This is a genomic window from Streptomyces sp. NPDC086147, assembly GCF_040702165.1.
Classification (GTDB): domain Bacteria; phylum Actinomycetota; class Actinomycetes; order Streptomycetales; family Streptomycetaceae; genus Streptomyces.
The window spans coordinates 278,704-296,658 of sequence record NZ_JBFBJO010000004.1 but is presented as its reverse complement, the minus strand read 5'-3'; the positions used below and the strand labels follow the sequence as shown (position 1 = coordinate 296,658).

Annotated in this window: 17 protein-coding genes and 1 tRNA gene; 10 read left to right on the top strand and 8 right to left on the bottom strand. The window is 74.1% G+C overall.

The features are described from left to right. Position 1 precedes the first annotated feature (1 nt). The 6 genes from AB0398_RS12105 to AB0398_RS12080 all read left to right on the top strand — a co-directional run bounded on the left by AB0398_RS12105 (position 2) and on the right by AB0398_RS12080 (position 7,003). The gene (locus AB0398_RS12105) at positions 2-937 is read left to right on the top strand and encodes an NAD-dependent epimerase/dehydratase family protein (RefSeq protein ID WP_366374149.1); all 936 of its coding nucleotides are present in this window, start codon (positions 2-4) and stop codon (positions 935-937) included. Next, positions 934-1,596, top strand: a complete 663-nt coding sequence (locus AB0398_RS12100; protein ID WP_366374147.1) for a spherulation-specific family 4 protein — start codon at positions 934-936, stop codon at positions 1,594-1,596. Before AB0398_RS12105 ends, AB0398_RS12100 begins: the two co-directional genes overlap by 4 nt. After that, entirely contained in the window at positions 1,593-2,579 is a 987-nt protein-coding gene (locus tag AB0398_RS12095; RefSeq protein WP_366374145.1) for an endo alpha-1,4 polygalactosaminidase, read from the top strand. Before AB0398_RS12100 ends, AB0398_RS12095 begins: the two co-directional genes overlap by 4 nt. Before the next feature lie 752 nt (positions 2,580-3,331). Next, positions 3,332-3,859: a 2Fe-2S iron-sulfur cluster-binding protein gene (locus AB0398_RS12090; protein WP_366374533.1), complete on the top strand. Its 528-nt coding sequence runs from the start codon at positions 3,332-3,334 to the stop codon at positions 3,857-3,859. Beyond that, positions 3,856-4,851: a xanthine dehydrogenase family protein subunit M gene (locus AB0398_RS12085; RefSeq protein ID WP_366374143.1), complete on the top strand. Its 996-nt coding sequence runs from the start codon at positions 3,856-3,858 to the stop codon at positions 4,849-4,851. The genes AB0398_RS12090 and AB0398_RS12085 overlap by 4 nt, the downstream gene beginning before the upstream one ends. A gap of 34 nt (positions 4,852-4,885) precedes the next feature. After that, positions 4,886-7,003, top strand: a complete 2,118-nt coding sequence (locus AB0398_RS12080; protein WP_366374141.1) for a xanthine dehydrogenase family protein molybdopterin-binding subunit — start codon at positions 4,886-4,888, stop codon at positions 7,001-7,003. 99 nt (positions 7,004-7,102) lie between these two features. Here the strand turns inward: AB0398_RS12080 and AB0398_RS12075 are convergent. Continuing rightward, positions 7,103-7,179: transfer RNA gene (locus tag AB0398_RS12075), tRNA-Pro, on the bottom strand. Positions 7,180-7,704: 525 nt separating this feature from the next. On the opposite strand from AB0398_RS12075, the gene AB0398_RS12070 reads away from it, so the two are divergent. After that, complete coding sequence (locus tag AB0398_RS12070) at positions 7,705-8,913, top strand: acyl-CoA dehydrogenase family protein (RefSeq protein WP_366374139.1); 1,209 nt, start codon at positions 7,705-7,707, stop codon at positions 8,911-8,913. A 109-nt stretch (positions 8,914-9,022) separates the two neighbouring features. Here the strand turns inward: AB0398_RS12070 and AB0398_RS12065 are convergent, their stop codons facing one another. Genes AB0398_RS12065 through AB0398_RS12045 form a run of 5 tightly spaced genes read right to left on the bottom strand, consistent with a single transcriptional unit; the run spans position 9,023 to position 12,985 of the window. Beyond that, entirely contained in the window at positions 9,023-9,595 is a 573-nt protein-coding gene (locus AB0398_RS12065; protein WP_366374137.1) for a GAF domain-containing protein, read from the bottom strand. Further along, positions 9,592-10,230 carry an ATP/GTP-binding protein gene (locus AB0398_RS12060; protein WP_366374135.1) on the bottom strand — a complete coding sequence of 213 codons (639 nt, stop codon included), beginning with the start codon at positions 10,228-10,230 and terminating at the stop codon, positions 9,592-9,594. The genes AB0398_RS12065 and AB0398_RS12060 overlap by 4 nt, the downstream gene beginning before the upstream one ends. Next, complete coding sequence (locus AB0398_RS12055; protein WP_366374133.1) at positions 10,208-10,579, bottom strand: DUF742 domain-containing protein; 372 nt, start codon at positions 10,577-10,579, stop codon at positions 10,208-10,210. The genes AB0398_RS12060 and AB0398_RS12055 overlap by 23 nt, the downstream gene beginning before the upstream one ends. Before the next feature lie 2 nt (positions 10,580-10,581). Then, positions 10,582-11,016 (bottom strand): roadblock/LC7 domain-containing protein, encoded by a 435-nt coding sequence (locus AB0398_RS12050; RefSeq protein WP_030215496.1) that lies wholly within the window; start codon positions 11,014-11,016, stop codon positions 10,582-10,584. Positions 11,017-11,023: 7 nt separating this feature from the next. Beyond that, positions 11,024-12,985 carry an ATP-binding protein gene (locus tag AB0398_RS12045; protein ID WP_366374131.1) on the bottom strand — a complete coding sequence of 654 codons (1,962 nt, stop codon included), beginning with the start codon at positions 12,983-12,985 and terminating at the stop codon, positions 11,024-11,026. Positions 12,986-13,646: 661 nt separating this feature from the next. Here AB0398_RS12045 and AB0398_RS12040 point away from each other — a divergent pair. Together AB0398_RS12040 and AB0398_RS12035 are read left to right on the top strand one after the other, a co-directional pair. Continuing rightward, on the top strand, positions 13,647-14,333 hold the full coding sequence (locus tag AB0398_RS12040; protein ID WP_366374130.1) for a hypothetical protein: 687 nt from the start codon (positions 13,647-13,649) through the stop codon (positions 14,331-14,333). 110 nt (positions 14,334-14,443) lie between these two features. Then, positions 14,444-14,953 (top strand): ATP-binding cassette domain-containing protein, encoded by a 510-nt coding sequence (locus AB0398_RS12035; protein ID WP_366374128.1) that lies wholly within the window; start codon positions 14,444-14,446, stop codon positions 14,951-14,953. Positions 14,954-15,037: 84 nt separating this feature from the next. Here the strand turns inward: AB0398_RS12035 and AB0398_RS12030 are convergent, their stop codons facing one another. Then, complete coding sequence (locus tag AB0398_RS12030) at positions 15,038-16,237, bottom strand: MBL fold metallo-hydrolase (protein WP_366374126.1); 1,200 nt, start codon at positions 16,235-16,237, stop codon at positions 15,038-15,040. Positions 16,238-16,425: 188 nt separating this feature from the next. Between AB0398_RS12030 and AB0398_RS12025 the strand changes: the two genes are divergently transcribed. Further along, positions 16,426-17,037, top strand: coding sequence for a TetR/AcrR family transcriptional regulator (locus AB0398_RS12025; RefSeq protein ID WP_366374124.1), 612 nt, complete (start codon positions 16,426-16,428; stop codon positions 17,035-17,037). A gap of 64 nt (positions 17,038-17,101) precedes the next feature. On the opposite strand, the gene AB0398_RS12020 is transcribed toward AB0398_RS12025, so the two are convergent. Continuing rightward, a complete protein-coding gene (locus tag AB0398_RS12020) occupies positions 17,102-17,881 on the bottom strand; it encodes an SIMPL domain-containing protein (RefSeq protein ID WP_366374122.1) in 780 nt (259 codons plus the stop codon). Positions 17,882-17,955 lie beyond the last annotated feature (74 nt).

Sequence of the window (17,955 nt, the reverse complement as noted above, 5' to 3'; positions counted from 1 at the left end):
GATGCGCATCCTCGTCCTCGGCGCCGGCGGGTACCTGGGCGGCCACGTCACCGAGCGGCTGCGCGCCCTTCCGGGCGCGCGGGTGCTCGTCGGCGGCCGTTCCCCGGGGGCCGACGTCGCCGTCGACCTCGCCGCCGACCGCCCGTACCTCCTGGCGGGGGCGCTCGCGAAGGCCGCGCCCGACGCCGTGGTCAACTGCGCGGGCGCGACCGGCGGCGACGCCGTCACGCTCGCGGAGGTGAACGCGCGCGGGCCCGCCGCCCTGTGCGCGGCCCTGCGCGAGGCCGCGCCCGGGGCCCGGCTCGTCCACCTGGGGTCGGCCGCCGAGTACGGGCCGGGAACGCCCGGTCTGCGGGTGGCCGAGTCGGAGCCGTGCGCCCCGGCGGGGCCGTACGGCGCGACCAAGCTGGCGGGCACGGTGGCGGTGACGGCGTCGGGGCTCGACGCCGTGGTGCTGCGGGTGGGCAATCCGGTGGGCGCCGGGGCGCCCGCCACGGGCCTGCCGGGCCGGGTCGCCGCGCTCCTCGCCGAGGTGGCGGATCCCGGGGACCCGGAGGGGGAGCTGCGGCTCGGCGACCTCTCCGCGTACCGCGACTTCGTGGACGTGCGGGACGTGGCCCGTGCGGTGGAACTGGCGGCGACCGCGCCCGGTCCGCTGCCGCCCGTCCTGAACGTCGGCGGCGGCGAGGCGCTTCCCGTACGGGAGTTGGTACGGCGCCTCGCGGACGCGGCCGGGTTCCGCGGCCGGATCGTGGAGGAGGGCGGGGACGGGGGCGGTTCCGAGCGGTCCGCGCGGGTGTCCTGGCAGTGCTCGGACGTCACCGCGGCCGCCGCCGCCCTGGGCTGGGCCCCGGCCCATTCGCTCGACGCGTCGCTCGCGGCGCTGTGGGAGGCCCGGCCCCGCTCCTTCGTGCCCGACGGGGTGGCGGCGCCGTGAGCCTGCTCATCCCTTTGTACGTCCACCCCGCCGAGGACCCGGACGCCTGGCACCGGCTGATCAACGGCGCCGCGCACACGTACGCCGTCGTGCTCAACCCGGCGAGCGGCCCCGGCGACGCGCCGGACCCCGCGTTCGCCGCCGCGGCCCGCGCACTGCGGTCCGCGGGGGCCCGGCTGCTCGGCTACGTGGACACGGACTACGGCATGCGCGACGCGGAGGTCGTCACCGAGGAGGCGCTCCGGCACCGGGAGTGGTACGGGGTGGACGGCTGCTTCCTGGACCAGACGACGGCGGGGCGCGACGGCCTGCCGGCCTGCCGGCGCACGGTCCGTTCGCTGCGCAGGGAGGGCATCTCCCCCGTGGTCATCAACCCGGGGGTCCACCCGGCCCCCGGGTACGTGCGGCTCGCGGACCTGACGGTCACCTTCGAGGGCCACTGGTCGACGTACGTCTCGACGTTCAGCCGCCCGTCGTGGACGGCGCGCCTGCCGTCCGAGCGGCTCTGCCACCTGGTGTACGGGGTGCCCGCCCCGCTCGTCCCGCTGGCCGTGCGCACGGCGCGGGAACGGGGCGCGGGGGTCTGCGGCCCGGTGACGGGAGAGCCGCCGAACCCCTGGGCGGGGCTGACCCCGGCCCTGGCGGAGGCGGAGCGGTGAGGCGGCGCCCGGGCGCGGCCCTCGCCGTCGCGCTCCTGGCCCTGGCCCTCCTCGCGGGGTGCTCGGGGAGTACGGGGGGACAGGCCGAGGGGACGGGCACGAGCGGGCCGGACACCAGCTCCGCGACCACCCGGCCCACGGGCCCCACGCCGGTCCCCGTCCCCACGACCGGCGGCCCGACGACGTCCCGGCCGCCCGGTCCGGCGCCGAGTCCCACGACCGGCCGGCCGGCGACCGGCCGCCCCTCCCCGGAACGCACGCCCACCCGCCGCCCCGCGACCGGCGCGCGCTGGCAGCCACGCCCCGGCCTTGCCTGGCAGTGGCAGCTCAACGGCAGGGTGGACCCGTCCGTCGACGTGCCGGTGTACGACATCGACGGCTTCGAGAACAGCGCCGCCGACGTGGCCCGGCTGCACCGGGACGGGCGCAAGGTGATCTGCTACGTCAACGTGGGTGCCTGGGAGGACTACCGGCCCGACCGGGACGCCTTCCCCAAATCCGTCCTGGGCGGGCCCAACGGCTGGCACGGCGAACGCTGGCTGGACATCCGCCGCCTCGACGTCCTGCGCCCCCTGATGGAGCGCCGGTTCGACATGTGCCGCGACAAGGGCTTCGACGCGGTGGAACCGGACCTGGTGGAGGGCTACGGCAACGACACCGGCTTTCCCCTGACGGCGACGGACCAGCTCCGCTACAACCGCATGATCGCGGACATCGCCCACGCGCGCGGCCTGGCGGTGGGCCTGAAGAACGACCTCGCCCAAATCCCGCTGCTGGTCGACCACTTCGACTTCGCGGTCAACGAGGAGTGCGCCCAGTTCGACGAGTGCGGGCTGCTCGAACCCTTCGTCGCGGCGGGCAAGGCGGTCTTCCACGTGGAGTACGAGGAGTCCCCGTCCCGCTTCTGTCCCCGGTCCCGTTCCCTCCGCCTGTCGTCGATGCTGAAGAACCCGGAGCTGGACGTGTGGCGGAAGCCCTGCTGAAGCCCTTGCCGGCCGGTGATCGATCTCCGGCGTCCCGGGCGCCGTCCGGCGCGGCTGAGGTGTGTCCGCGACGACACCATGCCCGCCGCCCGCCCAGGAGGTCATGAGTGGGGCCGGCCGAACCCCCGCCGATACGCGTGCCGGTCGGGGAGGGGTCCCCGCGCTGGACGAGCCGCACCGTCCGGCGACGGGTGCAGGCGCTCTCGACGCCGGTGGACCTGGCGGTCTCCGCCAGCCTTGGCGGCGAACTCGCCTGCATTCAGGGCAAGTTGTCGGTAATTTCCCGTGGTGTCGGATATACTGAGAAACTGGGCACACCGGGAGCCGACGTTCGGGTTGTCGCCGGAGTGGCTGCTGGCCGACGGGAAGCCGTTCGTCGACGGCTTCGTCCTGTCCCACCCGGAGCAGTCGGAGCGACTGGCCCGCGTCTGCGCCGAGGCGCAGGGCCACGGAGGTCGTACCGCTGCCGGGAGGTCCGGAGAGGAGCGCGACCCGGGGGCGTCCCTCCCGGGGGCGGGTCGCCTCCCCCTGGTCGCCCGTCCGCCTCGGGCCGGCCCGATACGCCGCCACCTCCGCACTCTCGACCTGCCGCCTCCATGTTCCGGACGCGCCCCCTCCGCCGCCCCCGGCACCCCCCGCATGCCTCACGACAGGCGGGGCAGACGCCCCTCGCATACCGTCGACGAAGACGAGGACGAGGAGGCAGATCCGTGGAATCCGTGGACCGGACCGCACCGGCGGGCGAGGCCCCGGTGGCCGCCCCCGAGACCGTTTCCGCCCTGACCCTGCGGGTCAACGGCACGGACCGCGCCCTCACCGTCGACCACCGCACCACCCTGCTGGACGCCCTGCGCGACCACCTGGACCTCACCGGTTCGAAGAAGGGCTGCGACCACGGGCAGTGCGGGGCCTGCACCGTCCTCCTCGACGGCCGGCGCGTGAACGCCTGTCTGCTGCTCGCCGTCGCCTGCGCGGGCGCCGCCGTCACCACGGTCGAGGGCCTCGCCGACGACGACCGGCTCCATCCGGTCCAGGAGGCGTTCGTCGCCCGGGACGCCCTGCAGTGCGGCTACTGCACCCCCGGCCAGATCTGCTCGGCCGTCGCCCTCCTCGACGAGGCCGCCGACGGACAGCCGTCGTACGTGACGCCGCCGGAGCAGCCGCCGGGCGACCCCGTGCCCCTCACCCCGTACGAGATCCGCGAGCGCATGAGCGGGAACATCTGCCGCTGCGGCGCCTATCCGAACATCGTCGACGCGATCGAGGAGGCCGCGCGGTGAAGCCCTTCGCGTACGTCCGTCCGGAGCGCACCGAGGAGGCGATCGAGCGGTTCGCCGCCCAGCCCGGCGCCCGGTTCCTGGCGGGCGGGACCAATCTCGTGGACCTGATGAAGCTGGGCGTCGCGGGGCCGCCGCTGCTCATCGACATCAACGGGCTGCCGCTCGACGCCGTCGAGGAGACCGCCACGGGCGGGCTGGACGTCGGCGCGACCGCGCGCAACAGCGACGTCGCCGCCCATCCGCTCGTGCGCGCCCGCTACCCCGTCCTCTCGCAGGCCCTCCTGGCCGGCGCCTCCCCCCAGCTGCGGAACGCGGCCACCACCGGGGGCAACCTGCTCCAGCGCACCCGCTGCCCGTACTTCCAGGACGCGTCGAAGCCGTGCAACAAGCGTGCGCCCGGTTCGGGCTGTCCCGCCCGGGAGGGCGTCCACCGCGATCTCGCGGTGCTCGGCCACTCGGCCCACTGCGTCGCCACGCACCCGTCGGACATGGCGGTCGCCCTGGCCGCCCTGGACGCGGAGGTCCGGCTGCGCGGTCCGGCGGGCGAGCGGACGGTGCCGGCCGCGGAGTTCCACCGGCTGCCCGGCGACCGCCCGGACCGGGACACCGTCGTCGAGGACGGCGAGCTGATCACCGGCGTGACGCTGCCCGCGCTGCCGACCGGTGCGCGCAGTGCCTACCGCAAGGCCCGCGACCGCGCCTCGTACGCCTTCGCGCTCGCCTCCGTCGCCGCCGTCCTGACCGTCGAGGACGGACGGATCGGGCACGCGGCCCTCGCCTTCGGCGGCCTCGCCCACAAGCCGTGGCGGGCCCGCGCGGCGGAGGAGGTGCTGCGCGGCGCCCCGGCGACCGCCGAGACGTACCGGCGGGCCGCCGACGCCGAGCTCGCCGCCGCCGAACCGCTGCGCGACAACGGCTTCAAGGTGCCCCTCGCCCGCAACCTCGCCGTGAGCGTGCTGCACGACCTCGCGTCCCGCACCGACGCGGCCTGAACCACCCGACGCCCACCACAGGAGGCACCGCGCCATGACCAGCCAGCTCGTGCGGCCGACGACGGGGGCCGTCCGCCGCGACGCCCGGCAGAAGGTGACGGGCGAGGCCCGCTACGCCGCCGACCGGACGCCGCCCGGCTGCCTCCACGCCTGCCCCGTGCCCGCCGGCGTCGCCCGCGGCCGGGTCACCGCCGTGCACGCCGACGCGGTCCTGAAGCTCCCCGGTGTGCGCGCCGTCCTCACCCACGAGAACGCGCCCCGGCTGGGCGAGGCGGACGACCCGACGCTCCTGCTGCTCCAGGACGACCGGGTCCCGCACCGCGGCTGGTACGTCGCCGTCGTCGTCGCCGACACCCCGGAGATCGCGCGCGAGGCCGCCGAGGCCCTCGCCGTTGACTACGCCGCCGAGGACCACGACGTCCTGCTGCGCACCGACCACCCGGACCTCTACACGCCCGAGGAGGCCAACGGCGGCCATCCGGCCGTGCGCGAGCGCGGCGACTTCGACGCGGCCTTCGCCGCCTCGCCGGTGCGGCTCGACGCGACGTACTCCATGAGCGCCCTGCACAACCATCCGATGGAGCCCCACGCGTCCACGGCCCACTGGGAGGAAGACGGCCTGACCGTGTACGACTCCAGCCAGGGGGCGACGACGGTGCGGGACGTCCTCGCGGGGCTGTTCGAGCTGCCGCCGGAGCGGGTCACGGTCGTCTCCGCCTTCGTCGGCGGCGGCTTCGGCTCGAAGGGCACGCCCCGGCCCCCGTGCGTCCTCGCGGCGATGGCCTCCCGGCACACCGGCCGCCCGGTGCGGCTCGTCCTGCCCCGCCGCGAACTCGCGGCGGTCGTGGGCCACCGCGCGCCCACGGTCCAGCGGCTGCGGATCGGCGCGTCGGAGGACGGCGTGATCAGCGCCCTCTCCCACGAGGTCGTCACCCAGACGTCGACGGTGAAGGAGTTCGTGGAGCAGGCCGCCGTCCCGGCCCGCGCCATGTACACCTCTCCCCACAGCTTCACCGGTCACCGGGTGGTGGCCCTGGACGTGCCGTCGCCGTCGTGGATGCGCGCTCCGGGCGAGGCGTCCGGCATGTACGCCCTGGAGTCGGCCATGGACGAGCTGGCCGGGGCGGCCGGCGTCGACCCGGTGGAGCTCCGGCTGCGCAACGAGCCCGACGCGGAGCCCGACAGCGGCAGGCCGTTCAGCAGCAGGGGTCTCGCCGACTGTCTGCGGGAGGGCGCGCGGCGCTTCGACTGGAAGGGCCGCGACCCCCGGCCGGGCGTCCGCCGCGACGGCGACCTGCTGTGGGGCACGGGGGTGGCCTCGGCCACCTATCCCGTGCTCCTGAGCCCGTCGAAGGCATCGGCGCACGCCGAGCCGGACGGGCGGTACACCGTACGGGTCGACGCCACCGACATCGGTACGGGCGCGCGTACCGTCCTGGCCCAGATCGCCGCCGAGGCCCTCGGCGTCCCGCTCGACTCCGTACGGGTCGAGCTCGGCAGCAGTACCCTGCCGGACGCTCCCGTGGCGGGCGGCTCCTCCGGCACGGGCTCGTGGGGCTGGGCCGTGCACAAGGCCTGCACCGCCCTGCGCGGGGAGCTGTCCGGCCGTTCGGGCCCGCTGCCGCCCGAGGGCGTCACGGCCGAGGCGGACACGGAGGAGGAGACGGGTCGGGAGTCCCCGTACGCCCGGCACGCGTTCGGCGCCCACTTCGCGGAGGTCCGCGTCGACACCGTCACCGGCGAGGTCCGGGTGAGCCGGCTGCTCGGCGTCTACGCGGCGGGGCGGATCCTCAACCCCCGCACGGCCCGCTCCCAGTTCATCGGCGGGATGACGATGGGGCTCGGCATGGCCCTGACCGAGCACAGCACCATGGACCCCGCCTTCGGCGACTACACCGAACGCGACCTGGCCTCCTACCACGTGCCGGCCTGCGCCGACGTGCCGGAGATCCAGGCGCACTGGGTGGACGAGCACGACCCCCACCTCAACCCGATGGGCAGCAAGGGCATCGGGGAGATCGGCATCGTCGGCACGGCCGCGGCGATCGCCAACGCCGTCCACCACGCGACCGGCGTGCGCCTGCGCGAGCTGCCCCTGACCCCGGACCGGCTGCTGCCGCACCTGTCGGCCCGAGGAAGCACCGCCGACTGAGGACGTACCGCCTGGCCCGAGGACGCACCGTCGGCCCGAGGACGCGCGAAAGGCCGTTCTCCCTGTACGAGAGAACGGCCTCCGACCTGCGTTTCCGCATGGTCGGGACGACAGGATTTGAACCTGCGACCCCTTGACCCCCAGTCAAGTGCGCTACCAAGCTGCGCCACGTCCCGGTGCCCGTCTGACCTGCGGGTTTTCCCCTGGCCGAACGCGCATGAGAACAATACCGCACTTTCCCGGGTGGTCACGAACCCCTTTCCCGACGCCTCCGGGCGGGCGTGCACCGGGGGCGCTTCGGTCACCCTCCGTGACGCTCCCCGCTGGCCCTCTCACGCTCGCACCGCGCGGACGGGGCTCGCGAGAGGGGGCGGAATGCCGCTCTTCTGTAGCGGAAGCGACTCATATGGGGAAGGTGCGGGGCCCACGACCATATGTCTGGACCTTTTTTGCCTCTGGCATGTGGCAGAAACATGCCCACCGACGGAGAGGGCGGATAGGGCTGAGGAGGCCAAGTCCACCCGAAACATAGTCGAACTCAATCGTCAACCGCTCCTGTTTCAGACAAACTTCGTTCCGTTATTGATCCATCACAGAAAGATCAACACCATGAAGAGGTCGGCCTGTTCGGGACGGGACCACTGCCGATGCACCACCTGATCGGACAGATGCCGATCAGGCGTTTCGCGGGAGGACTCGTAATGAACAGCTACTTCAGCAGTCGGCTGCATCATGAGCTCAGGCAGACGGTCCGGGACTTCGCGGAGCGTGAGGTCCGGCCACGCATAGCCGAGATGGAGGCCTCCCGGACGGTTCACCACGAGCTGTCCCGGATGATCGCCGAGCAGGGCTGGCTGGGCGCGACGATCAGTCCCGAGTACGGCGGCATGGGCGCCGGCCACCTGGCCAAGACCATCATCATCGAGGAGCTCTCCCGGGTCAGCGGCGCCATGGGCGCCATGGTCCAGGCCTCCCAGCTGGGCACCGCCAAGATCGTCCACTTCGGCAGCGACGAGCAGCGCAAGACCTGGCTCCCGGCGATCGCCGCCGGCGAGTGCCTGCCGACCATCGCTGTCACCGAGCCCGACGCCGGCGGCCACGTCCTCGGCATGAGCGCCAGCGCGGTCCGGGACGGCGACGACTACGTCCTCAACGGCAGCAAGGTCTACGTGGGCAACAGCCACGTGGGCGATCTGCACGGCGTCGTGGTCAGGACCGGTCCCGGCTCGAAGGGCCTCAGTGCGTTTCTGGTCGAATCCGATCGACCCGGTTTCAGGACCGGTCCGCAGCAGACGGCCATGGGACTCCACGGCTTCAGCTTCGGCGAGCTGATCTTCGAGAACTGCCGGGTGCCGGCCGCCAACCGGCTCGGCGACGAGGGCGACGGCCTCTCCGTCGCGTACTCCTCCAGCGTGCTGTACGGGCGGGCCAACCTCACCGCCGTCTCCCTCGGCATCCACCAGGCGATCCTGGAGGAGACCACCCGCTTCGCCTCCGAGCGCATCCGCTACGGGAAGCCGCTCCACGACCTCCCCACGGTCAAGCTGAAGCTGGGCCAGATGCAGTCCCGGCTCATGATCGCCCGGCTGGCCGCGTACCACGCCGTGCACCTGCTCGACCAGGGCCTCTCCTGCGACGCCGAGCTGATGAACGCCAAGCTCGTCAACGTCGAGTCGGCGATCGACTCCGGCCGCAACGCCATGGAGGTCCACGCCGCCGCCGGGCTCTTCACCGACCGGGCCATCGAGCGGTACCTCCGGGACGCGCACCACATCTTCGCCCCCGCCGGCACCTCCGACATCCAGCTCCTGCGCCTGGCCGAGGTCGCCCTCGGCCAGGACAAGGGAAGCTGGTCGGAGCGGCTGTCCGAGCTGGTCCGCACGCCGGAGCCGGAGCCGCTGGCCGTCTGATCCGCGATCGGCCCCGACGGGCCGGGGGCCCGGTACGGTCACCGCCGTACCGGGCCCCCGGGCCGTCGTCGTACACCCGAAGGGCCCCGACCCGTCGTACACCCGACGGTCAGAGCGCGCCGTCCTCGCGGCGGTTGATCTGCTCCATCAGCTCCGCGGCCATCGCCTTGATGGTCTCCAGACCGGCGCGGCCCCACGGGCGCACGTCGGTGTCGACCACGCAGATGGTGCCGAGCGCGACCCCGGTGCGGTCGATCAGCGGCGCCCCCATGTAGGAGCGGATGCCGATCTCGTCCACGACCGGGTTGCCCGCGAAGCGCGGGTAGTCGCAGACGTCCTCCAGGACGAGCGCCTTGCGCCGCACCACGACGTGCGGGCAGTAGCCGTGGTCACGGGCCATGAAGCGGCCGACGCCGCCCGCGCCCGCGGCGGCGGCGCCCAGGTCGCTGCCGGAGTGGGTGCCCTCGGGGGTGTGGAGCCCCGCGAAGAACTGCCGGTTCTCGTCGATGAAGTTGACCATCGAGAACGGGGCGCCGGTCATCTCGGCGAGCCGGTGCGCGAAGTCGTCGAACGCCGGCTCCGGCCGCTCCCCCAGACCGAGTTCGCGCAGCCGTCGCACCCGGGCCGGCGCGTCCTTGTCGTTCGGGGTCAGCAGGAGGTGACCGGTCGGGTCGTAGGTCATGGCGTGGCTCCGTAGCTCGGCACGGTGTCCGGGAGGGTGGTGAGCAGGTACTGGACGAGGGTGAGCAGGGTGCTGATGCCGGAGCTGGAGATCCGGGCGTCGCAGAGGACGACCGGCACCTCCGGGTCGAGGTCGAGCGCGGACCGCACCTCGTCCGGCTCGTAGCGGTGGGCGCCGTCGAACTCGTTGATCGCGACGACGAAGCGGATCCCCCGCCGCTCGAAGAAGTCGACGGCGGCGAAGCACTCCTGGAGCCTGCGGGTGTCGGCGAGGACGACCGCTCCGAGCGCGCCCTCGGAGAGCTCGTCCCACATGAACCAGAAGCGCTCCTGGCCCGGGGTGCCGAAGAGGTACAGCACGTGCTGGTTGTCGAGCGTGATGCGGCCGAAGTCCATGGCGACGGTGGTCGTGGTCTTCGACTCCACGCCCTCCAGGCTGTCGGTGGCTGCGCTGACCGAGGTCAGGAGCTCCTCGGTGCTCAGCGGTTCGATCTCGCTGACGGCGCCCACGAGGGTCGTCTTGCCCACGCCGAAGCCGCCCGCCACCAGGATCTTGACCGCGGTGGGGAAGGAGTCGGCGGGGAAGGAGTCGGCCGCGAAGCTCTCGTGGCGCTCAGAGCCGTTGTCGTAGGCCATCGAGCACTGCCTCCAGCAAGGAACGGTCGGTTGGGTTGGCGTGGAACCGGGGCGCCCGGGCGGTGAGCGCCCCGCAGTCCACGAGGTCGGAGAGCAGGACCTTGGTGACGACGGCCGGCAGCCTCAAGTGCGCCGCCACCTCGGCCACCGAGGTGGGCCCGTCGCACAGCCCGAGGGCCAGGCTGTGCTCGGGACCCATGTGCGCCTGGGGGGACGAGCCGGTCGCCATCACCATCGACAGCAGGTCGAGGGCGGTGGTGGGCTTGGTCCGGCCGCCGCTGACGGTGTACGGGCGGATCAGCCGCCCGGCCGCGTCGTCGAGCCAGGGTCCTTCCTGAGGGGACGTCACGACTACTGCCCGAAGCCGCCGAGGGCGCCGGCTGCCTGCCGGGCGGGAGTGACCAGGTACGGCCGGACGCTCTTGACGAGCATCGCCATCTCGTAGCCGAGGACGGCGGCGTCCGCCTCGCGCCCGGCGAGGACGGCCAGGCAGGTGCCGGAGCCGGCGGTGGAGACGAACAGGAGGGTGGAGTCGAGCTCCACGACCACCTGGCGGACCTCGCCGCCGTCGCCGAAGCGGGCACCCGCGCTCCGGCCGAGCGAGTACAGGCCGGAGGCGAGCGCCGCCATGTGGTCGGCGGCGTCGGGGTCGAGTCCGTGGACGGATTTGACGAGGCCGTCGGAGGAGAGCAGAACGGCGTTGCGGGTGTACGGGACCCGCTGGACCAGTCCGCTCAGCAGCCAGTCGAGGTCCGAGGAATGGCCGGTCGGCGCATTGCTCGCCATGGTGCATCTACTCCTTGTGCGCGTCGCCGGGACGCGGCGACGCATGGGGGGCGGGCTGGGATTCGGCGAGGCCGATACCGCGCTGGAACGCGGCCATCAGACCCGGGTCGTGCAGGGCGTGCTCCTCGTTCCTGCGGGCCACGGGCTCCTCCCGCAGCTGCGGAACGAGGTGCTCCTGCGCGCGCCGCTTGGGGAGCAGGGGCCGGCCGTTGTCCTCGGCGGAGGGTGCCGGGGGCAGCGGCGAGACCAGGGAGGCCGGCGGGCCGGGGTGCCCGGTGTCGGCCGGACGGTTCGGGACCAGGGGGGTGTGGCCGGTGGTCACGGGGGTGTGGCCGGTGTCCCCGTATCCGCCGGTCTCCCCGTATCCACCGGTCTGCGCGGTCGTACGGGGGTACGCGTGCGAGCCGGTGGCGACGGCCTCCTCGTGGTGGGCGGGGGCCCGCTCCGGGGAGGGCGCGGACGCCGGTGCGGCCGCCCCGTCGAATAGCGCGGGCACGGGTGCCTGCGGGTGGGAGGGGACGGTGTGGGACGGGACCTGGGCCGGCACGGGGGCCGGGTGCCGGGGGTCCGGCGCGTGGCCCGGGGACGGGACCGGCGCGTGGGCCGGGGCCGTCTGCGGGGCCGTGACGGCGGGCTGGGGCTGCATCTGCACCTGGCCGGGCGGGATCGCCGAGGATCCGACGGTCGCGGCGGCCTGGCGCTCGTGCTGGGCGAGGCCCTCCGGGTCGGCGCCGAGGAGGCCCTGCGGGAGGACGAGCACGGCCTGCACGCCGCCGTAGATGTTGGACTGGAGGCGTACGGCGATGCCGTGCCGCCGGGCGAGCGCCGAGACGACGAAGAGTCCGATGCGGCCGTCCTGGAGCAGGTGCGAGACGTTGACCTGGTCGGGGTCGGCCAGCAGGGCGTTCATCTTGTTCTGCTCGGCGGCGGGCATGCCGAGTCCGCGGTCCTCGACCTCGATCGCGAGGCCCGCCGTGACGTACTGGGCGCGCAGCAGCACCGTGGTGTGCGGCGCGGAGAACAGCGTCGCGTTCTCGACGAGTTCGGCGAGGAGGTGGATGACGTCGGCCACGGCATGGCCCCGGAGCGTACCGTCGATCGGGGGTACGAGCTTCACACGCGGGTACTGCTCGACCTCGGCGATCGAGGAGCGGAGCACCTCGGTCATGGTGACCGGGTTCGACCACTGGCGGCGGGAGATGGCGCCGCCGAGCACGGCGAGGTTCTCGGCGTGGCGGCGGATGCGGGTGGCCAGGTGGTCGACGTGGAACAGGCCCTTGAGCAGCTCCGGGTCCTCGACCTCGTTCTCCAGCTCGTCGAGGAGCTGGATCTCGCGGTGGACCAGGGACTGGAGGCGCCGGGCGAGGTTGACGAAGACCTCGACCTTCTGTTCGTTCCCGACGCTGCTGGAGAGCCGGGACGCCTGCACGACGGCCGCGACGGCGGCTTCGTGAGAGCGCGTCAGTTCCTGCGAGAGCAGGTCGAATTCGTCACCTGTGGCGGTCGCGGCCGGCGGTACGGGGCGGGGCGGGGCCCCTTCCCCCCTGCGCAGCTGTTCGACGATCGCGCGCAGTTCGCTCTGGCCGCGGGCACTGGTGCGGCGCAGGGCGTTGCAGCGGTCCAGGACCGCCTTGGCGGCGCGGTCGGCGCCGAGCGCGGCGGCCGCGACGGAGGCGACGGTGAGGGCGGCGGCGCCGGTGAGGGCGGCCCAGAGACCGGGGGTGGGGCTGGCTCCGGTGGAGCGGATGGTGAAGAGGACCGCCGCCGCGCCGCCGAGGGCCACCGCGACGGCGGGGAGCACGGAGGTGCGCAGGAGCTGGGGCCGGATGCGGGCTTCCGCGGGGAGCGGCGCGGGGGGCTGTGCCGTAGGGGTGGTGCCGTTACCGGTGGCGGAGCGGGCGCCCGGCCGGCCGTGCCGCCCGCCCTCGCGTCGGTCGGAACGCGAGGCGGGTGCGCGAAGTTGAGACATGAGTGTCCTTGGTACGTGCCCAGGAGTCGGCGTACTGCGGGGAGCGTGGTGGGGGCGTGCTGGGTGTTCTACCGGGGTGGACTGAAGCGGGCGTCTACGGATTCGTCTACGGAAGTGCGGTGAGCCTACCGATGATCATCGACCACACACTGTAGTCGTCAACCGTTCATGTGCGGTGCGCAGTTGGCAAACTTACCCGCACAGGGACCCTGCCTGGTATCGCCCCTCGTACAACAGGCCGAGAACAGTCGGCCGGAACTCGTCCACGCGGCGCGGAGTGATCGCCGGGAGGCGGGAGCGGAAGGGCGCGGAGGCGTCCTCGCACCTCCGTCCCTCGGGGAAATCGCTCCCGACCGGAATCCCCGGCGGGAATGCGGACCCGCCGGGTCCGCCCGTTCTCTGCCGATTCCCGCGATCTTCGGCGCATCCGTCCCGCATCCGTGAAGGACGCCTTCCGACACCCGGCGGGCACGTGCCACGGTGGCCGGATTCGCACGTTCGTCCGACCTCGGGGGTGGGGGCGCATCACGGTGGGTGAAGACGCGCCCCCCTCCCGCCCGACCCGTGGGAACGGGCGCCGCATTCCGCTTGCCCTCCGCGGCCCCAGCGGCTTAGGCTCCCCTTAGTTAGTGGGGGTAACTATGCTATGCGGAGGGCGCGAATGGTACCAACCGGTGGTCGGCCACGTCAGATCGAGACGGCCGACATCGTCCGGGTGGGGCGGGAGATCGGGCTGCGGGACCTGAGCATGAACGCCGTGGCGGCGCGTCTCGGAGTGTCGTCCACGGCCCTGTACCGCCACGTGGACGGGCGGTGGGGGCTGGAGCGGCTGGTGGGCGAGAGCCTGCTCGCGGAGCTCGACCTCCACGACGACCCGGCCGACGGGCCCGTACCGCATCTGCTGTCCACCGCGCTCCAGTTGCGGGCCTTCATGCTGCGGCACCCCGGCCTGACCTCGTACGTGCAGACCCTGTTCCCCCGGGGTGAGGGGGGCCGGCGGCTGCTCGCCGCCGCGGCCGCGTCACTGGTGCGGCGCGGTTACTCCACGGAGGCGGGCATCGTGCTCTCGGCCGCCGCCGCGTCGGTGGTCATCGGGTACGCGGCGACCGAGGAGATCCAGCGCGAGAGGGCCGGGGAACTTGACGCGCAGCGGCAGGGCGCCGAGGAAGCCCTGCTGGCCGACGCCCACCTCGGCGAGGCGCACCGCGCCCTGCCGACGATCACCCCCGACGCATACGTCCGGCTGTGGCTGGGGGCCGCGATCCGCGGTTTCGTGGAGGCCGCGCCCCCCGGACGGCCCGTGGACGAGATCAGGGCGGCCCTGCGTGCCGCCGGAGAAGGACAGTGATGGCCGGACGGGGCATCAACGGGGTGATCATGCGCGCCTACGGCGCGCGCGACCACGAGGCGACGGTCACCGGGACGTAGCTGCTCGCCCCGCACTTCCTGCGCGTCCGGATGACCTCCCCCACCCTGCTGCGGGACGTGGTGGTGGCTCCGGCGGCGCACGTGCGCTTCTGGATGCCCGGGGCGGACGACGGCGCGGTGGACCGCGCCGCGCGCCTGGCCCGCGTCGACACCCTGGTCGACCGCCTGCCCGACGGGTGGGCCGGCCGGGTCGGCGAGGCCGGTACGACGCTCTCCGGCGGCGAGCGCCAGCGCGTCTCCATCGCCCGCGCGCTCCTCAAGCCCTCCCCGGTGCTCCTGATCGACGAGGCCACCAGCGCCCTGGACACCGAGAACGAGGCCGGCGTCACGGCCGCCCTCACCACCGACCCGGTCCCCCGCACCCGGGTGATCGTCGCCCACCGGCTCAGCAGCATCCGCGCCGCCGACCGCGTGGTCTTCCTGGAGGACGGCCGCGTCGTCGAGGACGGCCCGGTCGACGAACTCCTCGCCTCCGGCGGTCGGTTCGCCGACTTCTGGCGCCGACAGGACGAGGCCGGCGGCTGGCGGCTCGGCGGGTAGGGCCGGGCCCGCCCCGGGCGTCACCGGCTGGCCGGTGGAACCGTCCCGGGCGTCACCGCCCCGTCGACAGAGATCTTCCGGACGTCACCGCTCCCCCGCCGCGAGGTCCAGGTCACCGCGCGGCTCGGGCGCGGTCCCGACGGGGCGGGGGCGGCGCCACGGGCGTGCGACCGGGTGGGAGAAGGACCGCCACCAGGCCTCGGACGGCAGCTTCCCCGCCGGCTCGAACGGCTCGCCGGGGCGGGGGAAAGCCACCGCCTGGCCCGCCTCCTCAGCCGCGTCCTTCGTCCACTCCCCCGGCTCGGCCCACGGGTGCGGGGCGAGGTTGAAGGTGCCCCAGTGGATCGGCAGCAGGACACCGGCCGGGTCGCCGCCCTGGAGGTCCAGGTGGGCGCGCACGCCCTCGGCGGGGGTCATGTGGATGTCGGGCCAGAACTCCGAGTAGGCGCCGAGCTGGATCATGGTGGCGTCGAAGGGGCCGTGGGCCGCGCCGATGTCCCGGAAGCCGGAGAAGTAGCCGGTGTCGCCGCTGTGGAAGACGCGGTGCTCGGGCCCCCGCGCGACCCAGGAGGCCCAGAGGGTGTGCTGCCTGTTGCGCAGGCCCCGGCCGCAGAAGTGGCGGGCCGGGGTGGCCGTGAGGGTCAGGTCGCCGATCTCGGTGGACTCGTTCCAGTCCAGTTCCCGCAGCCGGGAGGCGGGCACGCCCCAGCGCTCCAGGTGCGCGCCGACGCCGAGCGGCACCGCGAAGAGCGTGTCGGTGGTGGCGAGCTCCTTGATCGTCGGCAGGTCGAGGTGGTCGTAGTGGTCGTGCGAGATCACCACCACGTCGACCGGGCCGAGCGCGGCGAGCGACGCGGGCACCGGGTGGAGCCGCCTGGGCCCCGCGAACGGGAACGGGGAGCAGCGGTCGCCCCAGACCGGGTCGAACAGGACCCGGTGGCCGTCGATCTCCGCGAGGACCCCGGAGTGTCCCATCCAGGTGAGGCGCAGGCCGGTGGCCGGGGGCCGCGCGAGGTCGGCCACAGTGGTGGGGTGGACGGGTATCGCGCCGGTGGGGGCCCGGCGGGCGCGTCCCTCCTTCTCGAAGTAGGTCCTGGCGAGCTCGACGGTGGAGCCGGAGGGGCCGCGCCGGGCCTGTTCGGGATTCTGGAAGATCCCGTCCCTGAAGTTGGGCGAACGCCGGATCCGGGCGAGGCGCTCGCCGGTGGGTTCCGCGCCGAAGGACTCGGGGCGCGGGGCGCGCAGCCCGGCCCGTGGCGAACGGTCTGAGCCGGTGCCGGTCACAGGACCTCCTGATCTCTGGGGTCATTCCATTATGGGCGGCCCGTGGAGGGAGAGAGGGGGCGCCCGCCGAGCCCGGTCCTGGCGGGCGCCGACGGCGGGGGTGAGCAATGACGGAGGGTTCTGACGCGGGCACGCACCGGCGTTTTTTGTGATCATGCTCGTGTCATGTGCTGTGTAGGCTGCCGGGCGTGACGAGAGTGCGGTTGAGCGTGGCCGAGCGGCGGGAGGAGCTGCTGCGGGCCGCCGTGGAGCAGATCGAGGCGCGCGGGGTCGCCGCCGTGCGGATCGCCGACGTGGCCTCCGCGCTCGGTGTGAGCAACGCGCTCGTGCTCTACCACTTCGCTTCCAAGGAGCAGCTGGTCGCGGCCGCCTTCGCACACGCCGCCGAGGCCGACCTGGCCCATCTGCGGCGGCTGCTCGGCCGGCGCACCACGGCGGTGCGGCGGCTGCGGGCCGCGGTCCGCTGGTACGCCCCGACCGGGCAGGCCAAGGGCTGGCGGCTGTGGATCGAGGGCTGGGCCGCCTCGCTGCGCGACCCGGAGCTGCGCCGGGTCGCCGCCTCCCTCGACCAGGAGTGGAAGACGGCGCTGACCCGGGTGATCGCGGAGGGGGCCGCCGCCGGGGAGTTCCCCTGCCCGGACCCGGCCGAGGCGGCCTGGCGGCTCACCGCCTTCCTCGACGGCCTCGCCGTCCAGACCACCGCCTACGCCGGTCCCCTCTCCCGCACCGCGATGCTCCGCTGGGCCGACGCCGCCCTCGCCCGGGAGCTGGACCTTCCGGACGGGGGACGCCGGGAGTGAGGGGAGCGGGCGGCCCGGAGGGATCCCGATCCGCCGGAGCCGGTTCGGCGGGCCCCGGCGTCCGTCAGAGCAGTTCGAAGACCGCCGAGACCGTGATCTGCTCCTCGATCTCGCCGGGGGCCATGGGGACGCCCGAGTCCTCGGCGGCGAGGGTGGGTGCGGCTCCGCCGGGGCCGGGCCGCACGGACTCGCCCTCGCTCAGCGAGACGAGGCGGCCGAGCCGGTGGCCGCTGAGCCGGGCGTGCTGCGCGGCCTTGTCGTACGCGTCCCGGAAGGCGGCCTCCCGCGCCTTGGCCCGCAGCGCGGACGGGTCGGCCACGTCGAAGACCACGCCGTTGATCCGGCCCGCGTCCCGGGTGGCCTCGTTGACGGCGCCGACGACCTGCCCGGTCCTGTCGATCTCCCGGACCTTCACGGAGAAGGCCTGACCGGCCTGGTAGCCGGTCACCCGGCTCTCCCCCTCGGCGCTCTGGGTGTAGACCGGAGCCAGCGAGAGGCTGTCGGTACGGATGTCCCGATCGGCGATCCGCTGCTCGCGCAGCACCGCGAGGAGGGCCTCGGCCGCGGTCTTCTGGGCCGCCATCGCCTCCTTCGCCGTCGCCCGGCTGGCCTCGACCCCGATGGACAGGATCGCCAGGTCGGGCGCGGCGGACGCGCGTCCGTGCCCGGCGACGGTGACCGTGGCGGGCGCGGCCTCCCGGGCGGCGGGGAGGGACGTCCCGGCGGGCGCGGCGGCCAGGGCGGGGGCGGCGGTGCCGGCGAGGAGGCCGCCGAGCAGGGCGGTGGCGGCGAGCAGACGGAAGGTGCGGGAGGCACGGGCGGCGCGTGGCCGGGGAGTCGTCACAGGCGGTCCCTTCGGATGTGGGTGCCGGGGCTCCGGCGGGCACATCCCAGCACCCGGCGCCGCCGCGTCCGGTA

What these genes read in the sequence shown, in the direction of transcription:
- AB0398_RS12105 (WP_366374149.1), top strand. Translation starts at nt 2, where the DNA reads ATGCGCATCCTCGTCCTCGGCGCCGGCGGGTACCTGGGCGGCCACGTC.
- AB0398_RS12080 (WP_366374141.1), top strand. Translation starts at nt 4,886, where the DNA reads ATGACCAGCCAGCTCGTGCGGCCGACGACGGGGGCCGTCCGCCGCGAC.
- AB0398_RS12070 (WP_366374139.1), top strand. Translation starts at nt 7,705, where the DNA reads ATGAACAGCTACTTCAGCAGTCGGCTGCATCATGAGCTCAGGCAGACG.
- AB0398_RS12065 (WP_366374137.1), bottom strand. Translation starts at nt 9,595, where the DNA reads ATGACCTACGACCCGACCGGTCACCTCCTGCTGACCCCGAACGACAAG.
- AB0398_RS12060 (WP_366374135.1), bottom strand. Translation starts at nt 10,230, where the DNA reads ATGGCCTACGACAACGGCTCTGAGCGCCACGAGAGCTTCGCGGCCGAC.
- AB0398_RS12050 (WP_030215496.1), bottom strand. Translation starts at nt 11,016, where the DNA reads ATGGCGAGCAATGCGCCGACCGGCCATTCCTCGGACCTCGACTGGCTG.
- AB0398_RS12045 (WP_366374131.1), bottom strand. Translation starts at nt 12,985, where the DNA reads ATGTCTCAACTTCGCGCACCCGCCTCGCGTTCCGACCGACGCGAGGGC.
- AB0398_RS12040 (WP_366374130.1), top strand. Translation starts at nt 13,647, where the DNA reads ATGGTACCAACCGGTGGTCGGCCACGTCAGATCGAGACGGCCGACATC.
- AB0398_RS12035 (WP_366374128.1), top strand. Translation starts at nt 14,444, where the DNA reads ATGACCTCCCCCACCCTGCTGCGGGACGTGGTGGTGGCTCCGGCGGCG.